Origin of the sequence: Vibrio sp. 1167, from assembly GCF_033340375.1 — a bacterium.
GTDB lineage: Bacteria > Pseudomonadota > Gammaproteobacteria > Enterobacterales > Vibrionaceae > Vibrio > Vibrio alginolyticus.
On the sequence record NZ_JAWOWK010000001.1, the window covers coordinates 560,489 to 580,573 of the forward strand.

Below are 20,085 nucleotides of genomic sequence, written 5' to 3' on the forward strand. Positions count from 1 at the left end.
CTCCCATTTGATTAAGCACTTTGAAAAAGCTGCGCGAGCTCGGTCAAACTGGTTGGGTAATCTACAGACTCGTTGGCAGCTTGTTGTAGATATGCACGCAAATTTGGATACATAGCAACAGATTGATCTAACTCAGGATCTTGTCCTGGTTGATAACCCCCTAATGGCAGTAACTCTTTAACCTGAAGGTAGTTGGAGTACATTTGACGGAAGTTATTCGCAATCGTGCTGTGTGCGGACTGCGTACAAGTATTCATACAACGGCTAATAGACGCGTTGATATCTATCGCGGGATAATGCCCTTGCTCAGCCAGTTGACGCGATAAAACGACATGCCCATCTAAGATGGCGCGCGCGGAATCCACGACAGGATCTTGTTGGTCGTCTCCTTCTGCCAATACGGTGTAAATTGCCGTTAAGCTACCATGTTGATTTTCACTGTTACCCGCTCGCTCTAGGAGTTGAGGTAACACGCTGAAGACAGAAGGCGGATAACCACGAGAAGCTGGAGGCTCACCGAGCGAAAGAGCGATTTCGCGCTGTGCCATGGCGTATCGGGTTAGAGAGTCCATCAGAAGTAGAACGTCTTTGCCTTGGTCTCGGAAATACTCTGAAACGCGATGACAAAGTAGTGTCGCTCTTAACCTCATTAGCGGGGATTCATCAGCAGGAGCCGCGATAATAATCGCTTTCTTGCGCGCTTCTGGGGTTAAGTTTCTCTCGATGAACTCACGTACTTCTCTGCCTCGCTCACCGATAAGCCCGACCACAATTACATCGGCCTCCGTGTTTTTGGTGATCATCCCCATTAACACACTTTTACCGACGCCACTGCCAGCCATCAAACCAATACGTTGGCCTTTGCCTACCGTCAATAGTCCATTAATCGCTCGCACGCCTACGTTGAGTGGTGTATCAACTGGGCGTCGCTTCAGTGGGTTAATCGGTTTTGGTTCAAGTGAAACTCGATCCCCCCCCTTAAGCGGTGCCCCATCATCTAACGGCTCACCTAAACCATTCAGTACGCGTCCTAACCACTGAGAGCTTAGCTGCACGGTACTGTCACCATCAAGAGGGATGACTTTTGCACCTGCAAACAGACCGCCTAAACGGCGGATAGGCATGAGGTAAGCAATAGTGTGTTCAAAGCCCACAACTTGCGCTTCGATCATATCGCCTTCCGCGGTTTCTACGAGACAACGCTGCTCAAGCTTAAACCGACACCCTACGGCTTGTAACATTAAGCCGTTTACTTTTATCAATCGCCCTGTTACGCGAGCAACAGGGATTGAATCAAGCGAAGCCAAGGCTTCGCTCAAACGCTCACTTAATAGTTCATGGCTTAGGGTATTACTCATGCTCAGACTCTACCTGTGGAATACTGACTTCATCCAAAAGGTGTTGCTTTACATTGTCCATACAGGCTTCCAAACGAGAGTCGCAGCTCGCATCCGCTTCTGCGTCATCAGTCACTAACTGACAGCCACCAATAGGAAGCTCCGTATTAGGGACCAGTTTCCAAGATTGCGGCAAATCAGCATTGATGTGAGTAATACGCTCTAAATCTTGCGGATTTAAATGCACAGTTACTGTTTCCGCTTTACCAGGCATGGCAGACAATGTCTCGTCCACCAAAGCTAGGATCTGCTGAGGCATTAAAGTGAGCTCGGCACGAATCACTTGCTGAGCTACCTTTTGTACCAGTTCACAAATCATATGGCGTTGTTGCTGTTCTTTTTCATCTTGCCAACGAGAAAGGGCGTGAAAAAGTTCATTGACAGGCTTCGCCGCCTCCAAAAAGCCTTGCTTTCCAGACTGCTCACCGGAAACAAAGCCTTTTTGGAAACCTTCTTTTTGACCTTCCAACAGACCTTGTTGCTTGCCCTGTTCGATACCTTGGCGTAAGCCTTCCTCATGTCCTTGTTGCAAACCTTGTTGAAAACCTTCTTCAAGTTGCTGTTGGATATCAATTTGAGGTTCTTGCCAGCCTTGGTTATCTAGCCCGAATTCGTCTTCGATAGTCTTAGGTTGCGCTAAAGGCGGAAAACGGTGTAAACGATACCCGTTCGGAGGCAATCGCATAGTACTTGATTTTGTCTCTAGCATGACCTTACTCCACCGTTGGCTCTTCATAGAGAAGCAGCTGAACTTCACCAGATTCATCCAGCTCACGTACCATTTGCATGATGTCTTGACGTGCTTTTTGAACTCGACTTAACGCAACAGCACCGCGTGCGTCCATGTCATCTTCTAGCGCTTTCACCATACGTTGCGGCATTGAACGCTTAATAGCTTGTTGTAAGGTAATATCGGAACCTTTTAGCGCAACTGCCCACAACTCTAGCGGGATTTGCTGCACCAACATGTCCATAGTCTCTTCGCGTTGTCGGCCAAGAACCATAAAGTCGAACATGTTTTCTTCAATTGCATTAACAACATCTTCATCATGCAACTTCAGCATTTCCATCAATGAACCACGGTCACCTTCAAAGCGGTTAATGATATCTGCTGCTTGCTTAACACCTGATAACGGCGTGCTTTGACTTGCGGATACTTTTTCGATGCAACGCTCAACGAGTTCATGCAAATCAACGGCAACTTGATGATCGATATCTTGCAATTGAGCAATACGGAACAAGATTTCGTCATGGTAATCTTGTGGCAAGTGCTTCAATACCGCTGAAGAGCTGTCTGCTGGCAAATACGCTAGAAAAATTGCTTGCATTTGTGGGTGCTCGTTCACAATGAAACGAGCGAGAGTTTCTGCTTCCACCCACTGTAAGCGCTGCATATTGTTGCGAATTTCATCGCCATATAAGGTATTTAATAACCCTTTTGCCAAATCGTTACCCAATGCTTTACGCAATGTATTAGATAGGTATTCCTTAGAGGCTCCTCGAATACCGCTGTGCTCACGGAAATCTTCAAAGAAAGTTTGAATAACACCACGAGCAGAATCGCTCTTAATGCCATTTAACTTCGCCATTGCACGAGTCACACGCTGGGTTTCATCACGGCTAAAGTGTTGCAAAACCTTCGCTGCGGCATCCTCGCCCATGCCTAATAGCACGAGCGCGGTTTGTTCAACATAACTAAGCGTCTGCTTTGATAGAACTGTGTTCATTGATGTTTACCCATTGTTTCAGTATTTCGGCTACGCGCTCTGGCTCTTCATTAGCAATAAGCTGTAGGTGTTTCAATTGAATTTCTAATGGCGAACCTGCTGGTGGTAGCATGTCGCTGTTTACATCTAAACCTGAAGAGGCTGAGATGCCTTTTTCAGATAGGCGGCGATCAAGTACTTCTTCATGCTCGCGCTCTTCACGCGTTTGCAAGTTTTCGTAGTCAGGTTCTTCCTGAGGCTCAGCAAAATTTAGCTCAGGCACAGGTTTATCAACGCCAGTTAGGTGCATGATTAATGGACGCAGTACGAAGAAGATCATCGCCAAGCCTAACAAGCCACCAATAACGTAGCGTATTGGCTGCTGTACTGTAGGGTCTTGCCACCACGGCAGTGCAGGAGGAGCATCAATTTCAATTGGGGTGAAGTTGAAACTCATTAAACTTAAGCTGTCACCTCGTGTGGCAGAGATACCAACAGCATCCATGATCATGTTTGAGATTTGCTCTTTATCGGCTTCACTCCACGCCACACCATCTGGCGAAGCTTTCGAGTTCAACAAAACCGAGACACTAAGCTTTTCTATTTGGCCTTGTTGGTATTGAGTACGACGAACACTACTACCTACAGCATATTGACGATTCACTTCAGATCGCGCATTCGTGTTTTGGCTATCGTTCGTTTCCACTTCACCAGATCCTGTCACTGGCGGTTGGTTACTTAGAGAACCTGGAACACCCAACGCAATTTGATCAACCGAGTTGTTATGAATGGTGTGCTCATTACGCACAACCGGCGCGTTATCCAAAATTTCTTGTGTTTCTTCAACTTGGCTAAAATCCAGATCGGCAGCGACTTGTACTCGGAAGTTACTCGGCCCCACAATCGGCGTAAGCATATCTGCTGCGCGTTGGATGATCTGTTTTTCAACACTCTTCTGGTATTCAAGATATTTCGCGTTTACTTTACCGGCTTCCGCAGAAGCGACATCCGCACTAAGAAGACGGCCATACTGGTCAATGACAGAAACAAATTCTGGCTTCATTGCCGTGACACTGCCGACCACTAGGTTAATGATCGCTTCAACTTGTTCAGGCTTTAAGTCTTCACCAGGTTTGAGCTCAAGCATGACAGATGCTGATGGATTCTCACTGTTTTGGCGGACGAATAGAGTTTGACGAGGTATGGCTAAATGAACACGCGCGTTCGCTACTGAGTTCAAAGACATGATAGTACGTACTAACTCACCTTCTAAACCATGACGATAACGCGCCGTTTCCATAAATTGGCTCGTACCAAGAGAGCTATCTTCCTTGAGCGAATCCAAACCTGTCGGCAGCTTAGCTTTAACACCTTTTGATGCAAGCAACATGCGTACCTTCGCAACCTCACCTTCTGGTACAAGAACTTGTCCATTTTGCTCTTGCATGCGGTAGCTTACGCCTTCGCTTTCTAATACCGACACAATTTCGCCGATATCAAAACGCTCTTGCTGGCTATAGAGCGGACGAAAGCTCTGCGAGGAACTCCATAGTGCAACCACAATAATCGCTGCAACAATCGCAGCTAACACCGCAGATAGCACTAAGTTTCTCTGACTGCTAGACCAGATTTGCTTCAGCTTCGTTGTCACATCGTCCATGCCGTTGGCAGTAGAAAATGTCTGTGCTGTGCCGGTAGCCATAGCTGTGTTTCCGGCGACTTGGGGGGTTAGTTCTGACATGAATTACACCGGCATCTTCATAATATCTTCAAATGAGGTCACGACTTTGTTGCGCACTTGCATCAAAGCATTAAAGGACAAGCTGGCTTTTTGGCTCGCGACCATTGCACCAACTAGGTCATCACTTTTTCCTGTTTCTACGGCCGTCATTTTTTGACTAGCCACTGATTGATGTTGATTCACTGTATCCAACACATTTGTCATCGCTTGTGAGAACGATAAAGGTGCGTTTAGTGATTGTTGATCTAAAGGATTTGCACTCACGATAAACTCTGGCGGCTGCACTTGTGCCTGCATCGCCTGCATTTTTGACAACATAAGTTGCTCTGCCGAGACCGCATGAGTAGGTTGACTTGCCATCTATTTTTTCTCCTATTAGGCAGCCGAGCCTAGTGCCGACTGTAAATCAATACCATGTTCTCGCATTGCTGCGAGCTTGTAGCGTAGCGCTCGAGTAGAGACTCCAAGCGCGTTTGCGGTTTTCGTTCGGTTTCCACCAAACTGACGTAACTTTTCCAAAATAAACTGATATTCAGCTTGCTTCTTCGCTTCTACATGACCAAAACTTGAAGTTGGCTCTGCTGTAGGAACTGACGCGACAAGCTCAATAGGCAGCATCAGGTCATGGGCTGTAATGTAATCACCATGACGCATGACCAAAGCGCGTTGAATGACATTTTCCAACTCACGAATATTGCCCGGCCAGTGATACTGACTCAGCGCACTAATCGCATCTTGGGATAAGTGACAGCGGCTGCTATCTTGATACTTTTCAATAAAGAATTGGCTAATCGGTAGAATGTCCTCTTTTCTTTCACGCAAAGGCGGCCAGTGCAGAGGCAGCACATCTAATCGATAATAAAGATCTTCACGGAACGTGCCTTTTTGAACTTCCTCACGTAAGTCTTTGTTGGTTGCCGCAATAACACGAATATCGAGCTGAACGGCTTTATGGCTACCAACACGTTCTACTTCACGCTCTTGAAGGACGCGTAACAATTTAGCTTGAACCGCAGGTGACATTTCACCAATCTCGTCAAGCAGAATCGTCCCGCCATTTGCTTCTTCAAACTTACCGCTTTGAGAATTTGTCGCTCCGGTGAACGCGCCTTTTACATGACCGAATAGCACAGCCTCTAACATTGACTCTGGAATGGCGGCGCAGTTAACCGCCACAAATGGACCATTGATACGCGGAGAGTGCTCATGCACATATCGCGCCAGCACTTCCTTACCCGTTCCCGATTCACCTGTAATAAGCACACTCGCGTTAGTACATGCTGCACGATGCGCCAATTGCAGAACTTGTTTGCTTCTCCAAGACTCCGCAACAATGTTGGCCATTGGCTTACCTAACGCTTCAACACGTTTAAGCAGATTAACCAACTGATTAGATTCAAATGGGCGTAATAGATAATCAGTAGCGCCCGCTTTCATCGTCTCAGCAGCCAAGATGCCTTGTTCTTGGTCGACAATCGCAATAACAACACCCGAATTTCGCTGCTTTTGGTGACACGCGACAAACTCACGAACACACATATCCGGCAGCGTAGAGCTCACTAAAGTGATTTCTGCTCGCTCTTCAAGCAAAGCGCCTCGACCAGTACGAGTGTGTTTCGCGGTGTAACCTGCATTTTGCAACACATCCAATACTGGTTGAGCAAGAGCTTCATTTGGCTCAACCAACAAAATTTTCGTTTTCGTCATCATTGAACCTTAACTTTCGTTTGTTGATTTTGTGATTGTAGATCTGGGTGGTGTTTCGCAGCCGTATACTCGTTGTCCCTCACTAAACGCAGGGTGACACGTCGGTTTTTTGCTTGGCCATTAACCGAGTTATTGCTGGCAATTGGGTAACGTGAACCATGAGCTCGTGTTTCGATCATCGACTCGTCGACCCCAAGCTCAATCAAAGCGTTGGTGACTTGCTCTGCTCGAGTACGTGACACAGAAAGGTTCGTTAAACTTGAACCAACGTTATCGGTGTGACCGTCGATGAGGATTTTGGTCACTCGATCATCCACAGATACATAGCTATACAGCGCTTCTAGTGTTGCTTTCTGTCCACGACTTAACGTCTTCTGACCAAACTCAAATGAGAGCGCCATATCCCTTGCCTCTGAAAAAGACAATTTAGGCAATCGCGCGCGACACGCATTAAATGATTTCAATGGGTTTTGAATTTGAAGAGTAGGAATCACAATCTCTGAAACAGAGGAAGCATTACTTCCTTTAAGTGACAGCGTCACCCAACTGCCCGAAGCAATTGAATCCATGAATTCTTCAGCGCCTTTATTAAAGATGAAACGCTGAGACGGCTTGGTAAATTCAAGGGAGCCAAATTCTTTTCTATAAAGCTCATTACTCCAAGGAGCATTTTGAGTTGTTAAAGCAATCGTTTTCCATTTATTGTTTTCATATTCTATATCGGAAATAAAATAGAATTTATTATTAGGTTCCGCTAGGAAATAAAACTTCCCATAGTCACCATTTGATTGCAACAAGTTGCATTTGAATTTATTTCCCTCATATGTCCATTTAGAGAGGTCCATAGGGATTGTTAAGACTTCTTCTGAATATGACACTTTTGAAAAAATAAAACTGATAACAATAATTGTGTTACAAATTATCAAACGGACATGATTCATGTATATCTTACATTCCCATGACTTAAACCGTTTAATTAAATATGCCACCAAGCCGAGAGAACTGGCATAGCTAATCATTTTAATTACCTATTCTGAATATTAAAATTGGTTACAAAACGCTCAAGAGAGCACGCTTAGCCTCCAATGGAAGCTTTAAGCATAAAAAACAGTATCTTATAATTTATTTATTTGAAGTTGTTGTTACGCCATAAAGGCAATTTAAAAAATCTATAACAACTAAACCGCTCAACATTGTTATTTTATTTATTAAGCGATTTATAAAGAAAACTAACTCTTTTTAAATTTCATTAAAAGATTATGACTATATGAACAAAGCAACATGTGAACTAAAGTCACAATCTTAGAGTTTGGAGCTAAAAGATCATTAAAATTTCTGTGTAGACTACACGCTATTAAGTTAAAACACTTTCGATTGTTAACGCACGGTAAAATATAAATGGAAAATAGAGTTAGCGAGCCTATTTCTGATAGTCAACTACTTGATGTAGAATTATTAGGCAAACCTATTCATATCATTCGTGAGAAGCTCGATAATTTAATTTCAGAATCTTGCTCAAACCTTACGACTGAATTACAAAATTGGCTCAGCACAGGAAAAGTGGAAGCTAGCTTAACCTCAGTAGACTTGCACCGCTTTACATCGGTTGAGATGGACAAAGAGCAAACGTCGACCTATCAACATCAGGAAGGCGGCATGGTATTCATCCATGGTAACCCTCACACGCTAATAAAGTTGGCTGATAGATTTTATGGTGCAAGTGCAGAGCGTTCAGCCGCTACTCTGACGGCCAGTGACTTACGTTTACAAGAGCGCATCAGTCGAATCATCATCGGTTGGCTTGCTCCTGGTGAAATGTGGGACACGGGTGAGTATGAGACCCCTAGAGGTATTGGCATTAACGTTCAATTAAACATTGCGTTTGACGATCATCAAGGCTCAATTCATCTCAAGCTAGATGGTCATCTTATTCAAACGCTAATCGAGCAGCTTGAACTGCAGCCTGATACCGATTTGTTTCAACCTTTCTGTCGTTCTTTAGAGACGACCCCCGTTCGACTGAACGTTGTTCTAAGTAAAAAGAAGATGCCTTTAAGTGATGTGGTTGGCTTACAACCCAACGATATTTTACCTATTGAGCTTCTTAACACGGTTCCAGTAAGCATTGGCAACCAATCTCTATTTACAGGTCGTATTGCCGAGCAAGACGGCCAACTTGTTTTGATCTTTAACCCTGATAAGGAACCGCAGCGATGAGCGAAGCGCTAGAAACTAATGCATTCGACGCAGAAGAACTGAACTTTGATGATTTTCAATTAGAAGACTTTGAAGCCGAAGATACGCTCCAACAAGAACCAGCCACTGCGGAACGTGACCTTAGCTTTTTCAAAAGCATTCCTGTCACAGTCACGCTGGAAGTTGCGAGTAAGGAGATCCCACTTGGGGACTTAATGAAAGCGGGTGAAGGCACGGTTATCGAGTTGGAAAAGCTCAATGGCGAGCCTTTAGACGTGAAAGTAAACGGTTCTCTTATGGGCCACGCTGAAGTTGTCGTTGTCAATGATAAGTATGGGCTTCGTCTGATCGATGTACATGACTCTGCATTGAGTGGCGTTGGTCAATAATCTTAGGTAGGCATCACAATGAAAAATCTGAGCGCTTGGCACCGTTGGTTACCTCTTTTGGTATTGGTGTCACTTTTGTTTGCTTTCCCAACAATGGCGGCTGACAACGGCTTAACTATCTTGTCCGTTTCTGATGGCGACACACAACAAGAATACAGCGTTAAACTGCAAATTCTGTTGTTGATGACGGCGCTCAGTTTTCTTCCAGCATTTATTTTGATGGCGACGAGCTTTACTCGAATTGTCGTTGTCCTTGCGATTTTGCGCCAAGCTCTTGGTCTTCAACAAAGCCCACCTAACAGAGTGTTGGTCGGGATCGCTCTCGCATTGACGTTACTGATTATGCGCCCTGTCTGGAGCGATATTTATGAAAATGCGTTTCAGCCATACGACAACGGCGAAATCACGCTAATACAGGCTTTTTCTGTTGCAGAGAAACCAGTGAGAGAGTTCATGCTGGCACAGACGCACCAAAGCTCTCTTGAACAAATGTTACGTATTGCCAATGAGCCTCTCGACCAAAACGTTGAGGATATTTCATTTGCCGTTGTCTTGCCTGCATTTGTCATTAGTGAACTAAAAACCGCCTTCCAAATTGGTTTTATGCTTTTCATCCCGTTTTTGGTCATCGACTTGGTTGTCGCCAGTGTCCTGATGGCAATGGGTATGATGATGCTATCACCTTTAATTGTCTCACTTCCCTTTAAGTTGGTGGTATTTGTACTCGTGGATGGTTGGGCAATGACAGTTGGCACCTTATCTGCCAGCTTCGGTTAACGAGGAGCAGTTATGACCCCAGAACTAACCGTAACGTTATTTTCCGATGCAGTATGGCTGATCATTTTGATGGTTGCCGTATTGGTTGTTCCAGGCTTAATTGTCGGTTTGTGTATCGCCGTATTTCAGGCTGCCACACAAATCAACGAGCAAACACTCAGCTTTTTGCCACGTTTGCTCGTTACCTTGTTAATGGTGATTTTTGCAGGTCACTGGATGCTCCGTAAGATCATGGAACTGTTTGATTTCTTGTTCCACAACATACCAGGGATGATTGGCTAATGGCCATCACATTTGCAGAGCTCTCGGCGATACTCGGTCAACTCTGGTGGCCGTTTTTTCGTGTGGGAGCCGTATTTATTTCAATGCCTTTCTTTGGTGATGCGATTATTCCTGTTTGGGTTCGTACTTTACTGGCCCTCTCGATCGTTGTCATTACTGGACCGTTAATGCCACCCATGCCACAAGTCGAGTTATTCTCTATGACTTCTCTGTTCCTTGCTTTTGAGCAAGCTATTTGGGGAGTAATGTTTGGGTTAATTTTGCACATGCTCTTTAACGTTTTCACCATGCTTGGTCAGGTGATTTCTCTGCAAATGGGCTTAGGTATGGCGATGATGAATGATCCTATTAACGGGCTTTCTGTCGCCATTTTGGGACGCATATTTCTGATTTTCTCAACCTTGTTGTTTCTTGCGCTAGAAGGACACTTACTCGTCATAGATATCGTGATTCAAAGCTTTGTTGTTTGGCCAGTCGGATCTGGTATCACATCGCTTTCTCTGCAAGGTGTTGTCAATATTTTCGGTTGGATGTTTGCCTCTTCACTCGCTTTGGCTTTGCCCGCTATTGTTTCCATGCTTCTAGCCAACATCAGTTTTGGTGTAATGAACCGAGCCGCACCATCACTTAATGTCTATGCGTTAGGTTTTCCTATGACGATGCTGCTGGGTCTATTCAGCGTATTAATCTCAGTTTCTGGTGTTCCTGGTCGCTACACGGCGCTCGTTCACGACACCATTAGACACTTGAGTAACTTTATGTTGGGGGGAGCATGAGCGATCAATCTTCTCAAGACAAAACTGAAAAAGCCTCACCGCAGAAGGTAAAGAAAGCCCGCCAGGAAGGACAAATTCCTCGCGCGAAAGAGTTTACTACTGCGGTGATATTTCTAGCGGTGGCGCTCTACTTTTACTCTCAGCTTAATAGTATTTGGGAAAGCATGTCGGGGATCTTTCGCTACAACATGATGCTGACGCGAGCCGACCTAGAAAATCCTAAACAACTTGTCGAGCAATTGGGACAAAGTTTGGCGGTCATCATCGACATGCTATTACCATTGTTTACCGTCATTATTATCGTGACCTGTGGTAGTAGCCTTGTGCTAGGCGGCTGGATGTTCCGTCCCGCGAACGTGATGCCAAAGCTCAGCAAAATTAATCCTTTGAGCGGGATAAAGCGCATTTTTTCGACCCGCTCAGTGGTTGAGCTCTTAAAGTCGACGTTCAAAGTAGCCGTGATCTTCGGCATCTTATATGGCTATTTAGACAACCACTTACAGCCATTACTTGGCATGCAAAACCTCCCACTCAGCCAAGGTTTTTCTCTAGTAATGTCCATTCTGTTTGAAGGCTTACTCTTAATGGGCTTCGCCTTGTTGTTATTTGGGGTTATCGACATTCCTTATCAGCGTTGGGAACACCTAAAAGAACTCCGCATGACGAAACAAGAATTGAAAGAGGAATTTAAAAATAATGAAGGTCGTCCGGAAGTAAAGCAACGTATTCGTCAAATACAGCAACAGTTTGCGCGCCGTAAGATCGATAAAATGGTGCCGACGGCTGACGTGATCATCACAAACCCAACGCACTACGCAGTCGCACTGAAGTACGAGCCTTCGCTTTCTGACGCGCCCTTTGTCGTCGCAAAAGGCGTAGACGAAACTGCTATGCACATTCAACGTATCGCCCGAGAAAACAAAGTGGAAATCATTAACTCCCCGCCACTTACCCGTTCGATTTATCACACGACGGCGATTGAACAAGCAATCCCAAGCCAACTGTACATCGCAGTGGCACATATTCTTACTTACGTTTTGCAATTGAAAGCCTTTCGTAAAGGTGAGGGAAAAGAGCCAATTCCTTTACCTCATTTTTCGATTCCAAAACATTTGCAGCACTGATTAACCCGCGTTTATCCAAGGACACGAAAGTATGCTTAACCGGTTAAAACAACTTCAAACATCAACCAAAGGCTACGTTGGCATTCCAATCGTCTTGCTAATGATATTAGCAATGGTGATTCTTCCTTTGCCTCCTCTGCTACTGGATGCGCTGTTTACCTTTAATATCGTCTTAGCAATTCTAGTATTGCTCGTCAGCACAACCGCAAAGCGACCATTAGATTTCTCTGTTTTTCCAACTATTTTGCTGGTCGCAACATTATTACGTCTCACATTGAACGTGGCTTCTACGCGAATTGTACTCCTAGAAGGACATAATGGTGGTGACGCAGCGGGTAAGGTCATTCAAGCATTCGGTGAAGTCGTCATTGGCGGTAACTACGTCGTTGGTATGGTGGTTTTCGTCATCTTGATGATCATCAACTTCGTCGTAATCACCAAAGGTGGTGAACGTATTTCTGAGGTTTCAGCCCGCTTTACGTTGGATGCTTTACCAGGCAAACAAATGGCAATTGATGCCGACTTAAACGCTGGCCTTATCGATCAGGAAACGGCTCGCTTACGCCGTAAAGAAGTCGCCAACGAAGCCGATTTTCATGGTTCGATGGATGGTGCATCAAAGTTTGTGCGTGGCGATGCCATCGCAGGTTTGTTGATTCTGTTTATCAATATCATTGGTGGTATTAGTATTGGTGTCTTCGAGCATGGACTCGCTGCGTCTGACGCCTTTAAAACTTATGCCCTACTCACAATCGGTGATGGTCTAGTTGCTCAAATTCCTTCACTACTATTGGCAACGGCTGCCGCGATTATCGTTACGCGAATTAATGATAGCGATAATGGCATGTCGGAAACCATGCAAAAGCAATTACTGGCAACTCCTGCAACGCTATTTACTGTCGCAGGTATTATGGCGGTAATCGGTATGGTACCGGGTATGCCACACCTAGCCTTTTTTGCGTTTGCTGGCGCATTAGCGTTCGCAGGGTGGCGTCAAACCAAGAAGCCAGTGCAAGACTCCCAGATTGAAGAGGTCGAAGCACTTTCACAAGCGATGCAAGACGATGATACACCGCTGACATGGGATGATATTCCTCACGTCCAAACATTATCACTTGCGCTTGGTTACCGACTCGTCCATCTAGTCAACAAAGAACAAGGGGCTCCTTTATCACAACGTATCCGCGGTGTGCGTCGAAACCTTTCTGAACAAGTTGGCTTTTTATTACCTGAAGTTCGTATTCGTGACAACCTGAGCCTCAAGCCAAACCAATACACAATTTCTCTAAATGGCGAAGTCATTGAGCAAGGCTTTATTGAACCAGAGCGTTTAATGGCGATAGCGGTTGGCGAAACTTACGGTGAGGTAGATGGCATTTTGGGTAGCGATCCTGCTTATCAGTTGCCAGCTGTGTGGATTGAGCATCAAGATAAAGCAAAAGCACTTAATATGGGTTACCAAGTTGTCGATGATGGCACTGTTATTGCCACTCATATTAGTAAAATCATGAAGACAAACCTTGCAGAGTTGTTTACGCACGACGATGTGGAAGCAATAACCCAGCGTTTGACACAACAAGCCCCGAAACTAGCAGAAGCATTAGCAGCAGCACTTAATCCAGCGCAGCAGCTGAAAGTATATCGTCAGCTTTTATTGGACCAAGTGCCACTAAAAGATATTCGCACGATTGCCAACACAATGTTGGAATCCGCGGAAAATACAAAGGACCCGATCCTACTTGCATCTGATGTACGCTGTGCACTAAAGCGTACGCTTGTTAACTTAATTGCAGGACAAAAGAACGAATTAAATGTCTACGCACTGTCTGATGAGTTAGAACAAATGCTACTAACTTCACTGCAACAAGCACAATCTTCTGGTACGGTAACACTAGATAGCTTCCCAATTGAGCCAAACATTCTTGGTCAGTTCCAACAAAACTTGCCATTGATCAGACAACAGCTTAAACAACAGGGGCTACCTCCGATCCTTCTCGTTATGCCACAGCTGCGCCCTCTTCTAGCGCGTTACGCTCGCACATTTACACAAGGGCTAGCAGTATTGTCTTACAACGAAATCCCAGAAAACAAACAAATCAATGTGGTAGGAAACCTTGGTTAATCTTATTTCAACACATGCGATGTACGAACATTTGGTTGGTCTCGCAGTACAACACATCGTCACGGATGACGATCAATTAGTCTTTGATGCTTTAAAACACAATGATGTCCAACACGCATGCCAAGCAATTAGGGAAGCTCAATCAGGGGAAGTAGAATTCCAACACCTGACGTTGAGATTTGGTATGCGTGGAGAACAAAGTGTCTATCAATTCAAACTCTCTGAACAAATGCAGTACTGCCTGGATTTGTTCAGTCTTTACCTTGCACTAAGACAAACACAATTTCAGTTAGAAGCCTTTCATCACGACTTGATTAGTAATGTTGTCGTGCCGATTCGCGTGGATGCATTACTGTGGGAGCCTGGGGTTTATTTTCTCGAACAGACGATTCAATTCCACTCTTCTGCTTTTCAACATGTGATTCCTTCTCTTCAAGCTGATGAAACGTTATGTGATCGTGATAAAGTCGCCACACTCACCAAAAAGTTAAAAGAGAATGCATATTCACTTTGGTTTGAAGTCGCGACATCGCAAGTGAACTTCGAGCGCGTCGCAGACTTTAGTCCCGATATGATCAAATTGTCAGTCACACTAGAAGATAAAGAAGAAAGACACGCTTTCCTACCTATTGCTAAGTTCTTAAGAAAGCATAAATATACTTGGGTTGCCGGACGTGTAGCGAGTCAAACGGAACTTAACCGTTATCGTTTATTGGGTGCCAGTTATTATTTTGGTTATTTCAGCGATATCCCAACCTCTCTCTCCTTTCAGTCTTTTGATGAGGAATAGTTGAAACTCAACCATTTATATTTAAAACAGCACGATTTATTCGTGCTGTTTTTTTATTTATAACGGATAACCACAAGATCATTGGGCAATAGTTTCTTTAACTTAACTAAAAATTTAGGCTTATATGATGATTTTCCCGGTTTTCATGGAATACAAATCACTAAAAATCATCAATTTTTATCTTTTTTAGAAATTTTTTAATTTTCAAATTAATCATTAAAGCCGACCGACCGCCTCTAGTTAGTGACAAGGGAATATCCCGAGGCCTGAAAGATATAGTGACTAACTAAGGAGACTAAGATGGCTTTATCAATGCACACTAACTACGCTTCGCTTGTAACTCAAAACACAATGAACACAACAAGCGGACTTCTAAACACAGCAATGGAACGTCTAAGCACAGGCTACCGTGTGAACTCAGCTGCTGATGACGCTGCTGGTCTTCAAATTGCTAACCGTCTAGAAGCGCAAACACGCGGCATGTCAGTAGCAATGCGTAACGCACAAGACGGCATCTCTATGATGCAAACTGCTGAAGGTGCGATGGATGAAATGACAAACATCGTTTACCGTATGAACGACCTTGCTACACAATCGTTGAACGGTTCAAACAGTGCAACAGACCGTGCGTCTCTTAACAAAGAGTTCACACAGCTTACTGCAGAACTAAACAACATCGTAGACAACACTAAGTTCGGTGGTCAAAACCTTCTTAAAGGCGGCGGCTTCGGTGCAGGTGACGTAACATTCCAAATCGGTGCATCTTCTGCTGAAACATTGACTGTAAGCGCAAGCGCAGGTATCGGTGAAATCACTACTATTCTTGCTGATGCAGCAATTACAGATGGTATCGATGACGCGACTAAAGCAAAAGCAGCACTAGACAAAATCAGCGGCGCTGACGGTCTAGTAGAAAAAATTGGTAGCTCTCGTGCAGACTTCGGTGCGAACATCAACCGTCTTGAGCACACTATGGCTAACCTTGGTAACATGGTAGAAAACGTTACAGCATCTAAAGGTCGTATCATGGATACAGACTTTGCAGTAGAGTCTTCAAACATGACTAAGAACCAAATGTTGATGCAAGCAGGTACAACTGTTCTGTCTCAAACTAACCAGCTTCCAAGCATGGCAATGTCACTACTACGCTAATTACTTAGTTAATAGTGCGCTTAATTTAAATCGTCTTAATTATAAAGCCTTCCTATGGAAGGCTTTATTTTTATCTACGAATATAAATAGAGCTCGTATTATCTTTGTGAGATTCAGGCACTCTGAATCCGAATTTCAACATAATATTAAATAAAACCTTATTAAACAGTTCTAATTCTATCGTCTCTAATTTGCTTCCTATTTTACTATCTCTAAGTTCAGGAAAATTGAACTTAGCCTCCTTTAAGATACTAGCTATCTCATCAGAATTGATGCTCTGTTTACTTAATAGTTTTTTGTTAATGAACTCTTCATATGCACGAGCACATTTCATCAATCGTAACGCAAATTCATTCATAACTGACATTCTTTGAAACGTAAAAAATTTAATTTTTAGTGAGAACACTTGCACATCGCACTATCAAAAATAATATCAGAACGCAATTAATGCACTCTGTAAGAATTATCTGAATCAAGCTGAAGTAAAGGCTGAATATAACGTCTAATTAAAACATCTCTCCTAATTAGAACCGTCAATACAATTAAATATTTTCTTTGTTTAGGTCGCCTTTTCTTATAAGGAAATTACTTTTTCCATGGAGGAAGGCGGAACAAACAAGGTGGAAACACCACTTCCTCCCAAGAAAACAAAATAGCTCTAAACCTTTGTTTTAATTGAATTTAATATACGGCACGCATCTTGCCACTGATAATTAAACTAAGGCGTAGCATTCAAAGTATTCAAGCCAATAAGAGATGAGAGGAGCACACCTCATGAGTTCTTTAGACCCAGTAAAAATGGCAACCCAATTCGCACAATTGGACACAAACCCATTCAAAAACCGTTACCAAGCGCAAGCTAATGTGTACCAGTCACAACTGTCAGCTTTTAATAAAGTTGAAAGCGCACTACGTGATTTTCGTACTGCAATGAAAGAGATGAATAACAGCACAAACAGCATCATCAAAAACAGTGCGACACTCTCTCAAGAAGGTAACTTTACTGCAAACGCGGATGCTAAAGCGCTAACGGGTAACTATCAGATTTTTGTAGAAAAAGTGGCAACGGCGCATCAAGTATCTACAGGTATGCCTGCAGACCTTGAGGCAACGACAGAAGTACCAACAACTGGATCTTTAGAATTCACCATCAACGGTGAAACAATGACTCTAGACTTGTCCTCCGTTGATGTTAATGGTGACGGCACTGCAACGATCAGCGATTTAGCCAGTGCGATTAACAATCACACGGATAACCCTGGCGTTAACGCCACTCTAGTTCGCTCGAATGGTCAAACACACTTTATGCTATCGAGCACTGAGACTGGTGTCGAAAATAAGATCAACGTATCTGCATCGGGTACTGGCCAAGCGTGGTTTGAAGACGCCTTCACCAACCTCAAGCAAATTAACGCTCCGCAAGATGCGGTTATGTGGCTAGGTGCAAAAGACTCAGGCCTGAAACTAACCAACGCAAGTAATACTTTTGAAGGTGTCATCGACGGTGTTGACATTACCGTATCTAAACCGCAAGCCGCGGGAGATTCGCCAATCGGTTTAAAAATTGGAGCTGATAGCGAAGGCACTAAAGAACAACTAGATAAGTTTGTGGAAACCTACAATGCCCTTGTTTCGACTATCGATCAGTACACCCAAATTGGCGGTGAAGATCAGAAACGCGGCGTGCTCGCTAGCGACTCGACATTGCGTTCTATTGAGAGTCAGTTAACGGGGTTAATCCGAGGTGAACACAATGGTATGCGCCTAAGCGAAATCGGCGTGAGCCTAGACCGCAACGGTAAAATGAAAGTTGATCAAGAAAAGTTCAAAGAAGCTCAACAAACAAACAGCGCAGGCTTAGAGGCGTTGTTTAATGGGGATGACGCTTTGCTAGATTCTCTTGACGCGATGGTAGAGCCTTTCTTGAAGTTCTCATCAGGAACCTTCAGCACGCGTAAAGACGCAATACAGTCAAGCTTAGACCGAATCAAAGATAAACAAACCAATTTAGAGCGTAAGTACGAAATGTCGTACAACCGCTATCTCAAACAATTCACTCAAATGAATTCAATTATGACCCAAATGAACCAAACCATGTCCATGTTTAATGCTCAAAAATAAGACATTTGGTTCCAAATTTAGGAGAAATATTCATGCTTATGGATTCTGGTTACGATTCGTACCAACAAGTCGATCTCGACGCTCAAGCGGCAGCAGCAAATCCACACCAATTGGTCATCATGTTAATCGATGGCCTACTCGATGAAGTTGAACGTATTCGCGGCCACCTAGCCGCAAATCGTTTGGCCGAGAAAGGGAATGGAATCAACAAATGCATGAACATCTTGATTGGACTAACAAGTGCTTTAGATGATGAAAACGGCGGTGAAATTGCGGAAAACCTACGCCAGCTGTATGACTTCTGCCAAGTCGAACTTTATTACGCTAGCGTGCAAAACGATGCAAATCGCTTGGTTAACGTTGAGCGTGTAATGGGTAACATTCGTGAAGGTTGGATGAATTTTGGACAACAAGCATAAAGTATCGCCAGAGCGATTCCGTCATTTATCTCAGCTCATCCAGTTCGCCGCAAAAACGGCCGATTGGCATGCGCTCAAGCGGTACGACTTGCAGTTGCGAGAGCTTTTGATCAGTCACAAGCCTTTTTTGAAAGATCCTAAGCTTGCACCTGAAATCCAGCGAGCGAAAACAGTGCACGCTAATGCCTTCGCAGTATTAGAGAAGTCGACCAACGAGTTGAAAAAAGAGATGAACATGGTCAATGACCATCAAGAACGCGCTATGGCCTATCAATTAGCAATGACCATGGAGCTAACTCAATGATCATACCTTCTTCAACTCAGCACTCGGGTAATTCGCCAGCTAACAATGAGGGTCACATCAAGCAAGCGAACTCGGTACACGGCTTTTCTCATGGTTTTAAATCAGGGAACAAGCAGAATGGTGAGCAAGACTTTAACTCTGCGTCAGCGGTACCGAGTTTTCACCTTACGGCCTCTACTTTGAACAGCGCAAACAAAGTACAAAGTCATGGTTTTGATACTGATGACCGCTCAGCTTCAGATCCGGATGCCAACTTGACCAGTACACTAGGGTTAACAGAATCGACTGATCTTGCAGCGCAAGCTCAAGCTTTAACCCAGGGTATGATTACCATGGCAGAGAAGCAGGCTGAGAAACTAGGAAAAGCGTCATCTTTAATGACTGCGAGCGAAGTTAAGTCTGTTACTCAAGATTCGTCTAACGCTATGTTAAACACATCATCAAAACAAGATGTGAAGCAAAGTCTGCCGACTTCATCGAGTTCGCGTTTGCCTATCTCCGGTGCTGAGTTTCAAACTCTTTTGAATCAACCTGTTCAAGGGCAACCAACCGCATCTCTACTTCAAGCACAAGCTCCTACAACACAACCTGCACATTCACCGGTTGCGACGAGTCATGTTCAAGCTCAAGGCTCTGAGTGGGCAGCGGTGCGTGTTGATACCACTGCAGGAAAGTGGGGGGAGCAAATGATGCAAGTATTACATGATCGCGTGACGCTCCAAGCTCAACAAAATGTACAAGAAGCAAAAATCCGCCTAGACCCACCAGACTTAGGGAAATTGGATTTACTTGTACGTGTTGAAGGTGACCGATTGAGTGTCCACATCAACGCCAATGCCGCAGCAACACGAGAAGCTTTAATGCAAGTTTCGGAACGATTGCGTACTGAGTTACAAGAGCAAAACTTCGTTCATGTCGATGTCAATGTTGGCTCTGATCAAAACCAAGGTCGAAATGACCCACATGCAAACGAAGAAGACGCCAATATTTTCGCCGCACGAGAATCTGGTGCATTCCAAACCACGACAACAACTAACTATTCAGAACACTGGCTAAGCACTCAAGCTTAGTAAATCTTCGAG

General features: G+C 44.2%; 21 protein-coding genes. 13 read left to right on the forward strand and 8 right to left on the reverse strand.

Going from position 1 to position 20,085, the window contains the following annotated elements:
* Positions 1–11: 11 nt before the first annotated feature.
* From fliI to R7Z78_RS02485, 7 genes are read right to left on the reverse strand one after another with little or no spacing between them, the layout of a single operon-like run.
* Positions 12–1,358: a flagellar protein export ATPase FliI gene (gene fliI / locus R7Z78_RS02455; protein ID WP_104976428.1), complete on the reverse strand. Its 1,347-nt coding sequence runs from the start codon at positions 1,356–1,358 to the stop codon at positions 12–14.
* A complete protein-coding gene (gene fliH, locus R7Z78_RS02460) occupies positions 1,351–2,106 on the reverse strand; it encodes a flagellar assembly protein FliH (RefSeq protein ID WP_017820534.1) in 756 nt (251 codons plus the stop codon). Before fliH ends, fliI begins: the two co-directional genes overlap by 8 nt.
* Positions 2,107–2,110: 4 nt before the next feature.
* The gene (locus R7Z78_RS02465; RefSeq protein WP_005375048.1) at positions 2,111–3,124 is read right to left on the reverse strand and encodes a flagellar motor switch protein FliG; all 1,014 of its coding nucleotides are present in this window, start codon (positions 3,122–3,124) and stop codon (positions 2,111–2,113) included.
* Positions 3,093–4,844: a flagellar basal-body MS-ring/collar protein FliF gene (fliF, locus tag R7Z78_RS02470; protein ID WP_005384024.1), complete on the reverse strand. Its 1,752-nt coding sequence runs from the start codon at positions 4,842–4,844 to the stop codon at positions 3,093–3,095. The genes R7Z78_RS02465 and fliF overlap by 32 nt, the downstream gene beginning before the upstream one ends.
* A 3-nt stretch (positions 4,845–4,847) precedes the next feature.
* Positions 4,848–5,204, reverse strand: a complete 357-nt coding sequence (fliE, locus tag R7Z78_RS02475) for a flagellar hook-basal body complex protein FliE (protein ID WP_005375045.1) — start codon at positions 5,202–5,204, stop codon at positions 4,848–4,850.
* Between the two features lie 15 nt (positions 5,205–5,219).
* On the reverse strand, positions 5,220–6,551 hold the full coding sequence (locus R7Z78_RS02480; RefSeq protein ID WP_031778880.1) for a sigma-54 interaction domain-containing protein: 1,332 nt from the start codon (positions 6,549–6,551) through the stop codon (positions 5,220–5,222).
* On the reverse strand, positions 6,551–7,570 hold the full coding sequence (locus R7Z78_RS02485; RefSeq protein WP_169644581.1) for an OmpA family protein: 1,020 nt from the start codon (positions 7,568–7,570) through the stop codon (positions 6,551–6,553). The genes R7Z78_RS02480 and R7Z78_RS02485 overlap by 1 nt, the downstream gene beginning before the upstream one ends.
* Positions 7,571–7,949: 379 nt before the next feature.
* Here R7Z78_RS02485 and R7Z78_RS02490 point away from each other — a divergent pair, with 379 nt between their 5' ends.
* The 9 genes from R7Z78_RS02490 (at position 7,950) to lafA (ending at position 16,159) form a co-directional block, all read left to right on the forward strand.
* Positions 7,950–8,768 (forward strand): FliM/FliN family flagellar motor switch protein, encoded by an 819-nt coding sequence (locus R7Z78_RS02490; protein WP_005375039.1) that lies wholly within the window; start codon positions 7,950–7,952, stop codon positions 8,766–8,768.
* Positions 8,765–9,136, forward strand: a complete 372-nt coding sequence (gene fliN, locus R7Z78_RS02495) for a flagellar motor switch protein FliN (protein ID WP_005375038.1) — start codon at positions 8,765–8,767, stop codon at positions 9,134–9,136. Before R7Z78_RS02490 ends, fliN begins: the two co-directional genes overlap by 4 nt.
* An 18-nt stretch (positions 9,137–9,154) precedes the next feature.
* Positions 9,155–9,913: a flagellar type III secretion system pore protein FliP gene (gene fliP, locus R7Z78_RS02500; protein WP_005375037.1), complete on the forward strand. Its 759-nt coding sequence runs from the start codon at positions 9,155–9,157 to the stop codon at positions 9,911–9,913.
* Between the two features lie 12 nt (positions 9,914–9,925).
* On the forward strand, positions 9,926–10,195 hold the full coding sequence (gene fliQ / locus R7Z78_RS02505; protein WP_005375036.1) for a flagellar biosynthesis protein FliQ: 270 nt from the start codon (positions 9,926–9,928) through the stop codon (positions 10,193–10,195).
* On the forward strand, positions 10,195–10,971 hold the full coding sequence (gene fliR / locus R7Z78_RS02510; protein WP_005375027.1) for a flagellar biosynthetic protein FliR: 777 nt from the start codon (positions 10,195–10,197) through the stop codon (positions 10,969–10,971). The genes fliQ and fliR overlap by 1 nt, the downstream gene beginning before the upstream one ends.
* Positions 10,968–12,095 (forward strand): flagellar biosynthesis protein FlhB, encoded by a 1,128-nt coding sequence (gene flhB, locus R7Z78_RS02515; RefSeq protein WP_005375025.1) that lies wholly within the window; start codon positions 10,968–10,970, stop codon positions 12,093–12,095. The genes fliR and flhB overlap by 4 nt, the downstream gene beginning before the upstream one ends.
* A 31-nt stretch (positions 12,096–12,126) precedes the next feature.
* Positions 12,127–14,217, forward strand: a complete 2,091-nt coding sequence (gene flhA, locus R7Z78_RS02520) for a flagellar biosynthesis protein FlhA (RefSeq protein WP_005375024.1) — start codon at positions 12,127–12,129, stop codon at positions 14,215–14,217.
* A 19-nt stretch (positions 14,218–14,236) separates the two neighbouring features.
* Positions 14,237–15,007 (forward strand): EAL domain-containing protein, encoded by a 771-nt coding sequence (locus R7Z78_RS02525; protein WP_005375023.1) that lies wholly within the window; start codon positions 14,237–14,239, stop codon positions 15,005–15,007.
* A gap of 300 nt (positions 15,008–15,307) precedes the next feature.
* Entirely contained in the window at positions 15,308–16,159 is an 852-nt protein-coding gene (gene lafA, locus R7Z78_RS02530) for a lateral flagellin LafA (RefSeq protein WP_005375019.1), read from the forward strand.
* A 70-nt stretch (positions 16,160–16,229) separates the two neighbouring features.
* Here lafA and R7Z78_RS02535 read toward each other — a convergent pair whose 3' ends face one another.
* Positions 16,230–16,517 carry a hypothetical protein gene (locus R7Z78_RS02535; protein ID WP_005375016.1) on the reverse strand — a complete coding sequence of 96 codons (288 nt, stop codon included), beginning with the start codon at positions 16,515–16,517 and terminating at the stop codon, positions 16,230–16,232.
* Between the two features lie 416 nt (positions 16,518–16,933).
* Here R7Z78_RS02535 and fliD point away from each other — a divergent pair, with 416 nt between their 5' ends.
* The 4 genes from fliD to R7Z78_RS02555 are packed head-to-tail and all read left to right on the forward strand — an operon-like array spanning position 16,934 to position 20,073.
* Entirely contained in the window at positions 16,934–18,280 is a 1,347-nt protein-coding gene (fliD, locus tag R7Z78_RS02540; protein WP_005375015.1) for a flagellar filament capping protein FliD, read from the forward strand.
* Positions 18,281–18,312: 32 nt separating this feature from the next.
* Complete coding sequence (gene fliS, locus R7Z78_RS02545; protein WP_005375014.1) at positions 18,313–18,699, forward strand: flagellar export chaperone FliS; 387 nt, start codon at positions 18,313–18,315, stop codon at positions 18,697–18,699.
* Positions 18,683–19,003 (forward strand): hypothetical protein, encoded by a 321-nt coding sequence (locus R7Z78_RS02550; protein WP_005375013.1) that lies wholly within the window; start codon positions 18,683–18,685, stop codon positions 19,001–19,003. Before fliS ends, R7Z78_RS02550 begins: the two co-directional genes overlap by 17 nt.
* Positions 19,000–20,073: a flagellar hook-length control protein FliK gene (locus R7Z78_RS02555; RefSeq protein WP_005375012.1), complete on the forward strand. Its 1,074-nt coding sequence runs from the start codon at positions 19,000–19,002 to the stop codon at positions 20,071–20,073. The genes R7Z78_RS02550 and R7Z78_RS02555 overlap by 4 nt, the downstream gene beginning before the upstream one ends.
* The last annotated feature ends 12 nt before the right edge of the window (positions 20,074–20,085 follow it).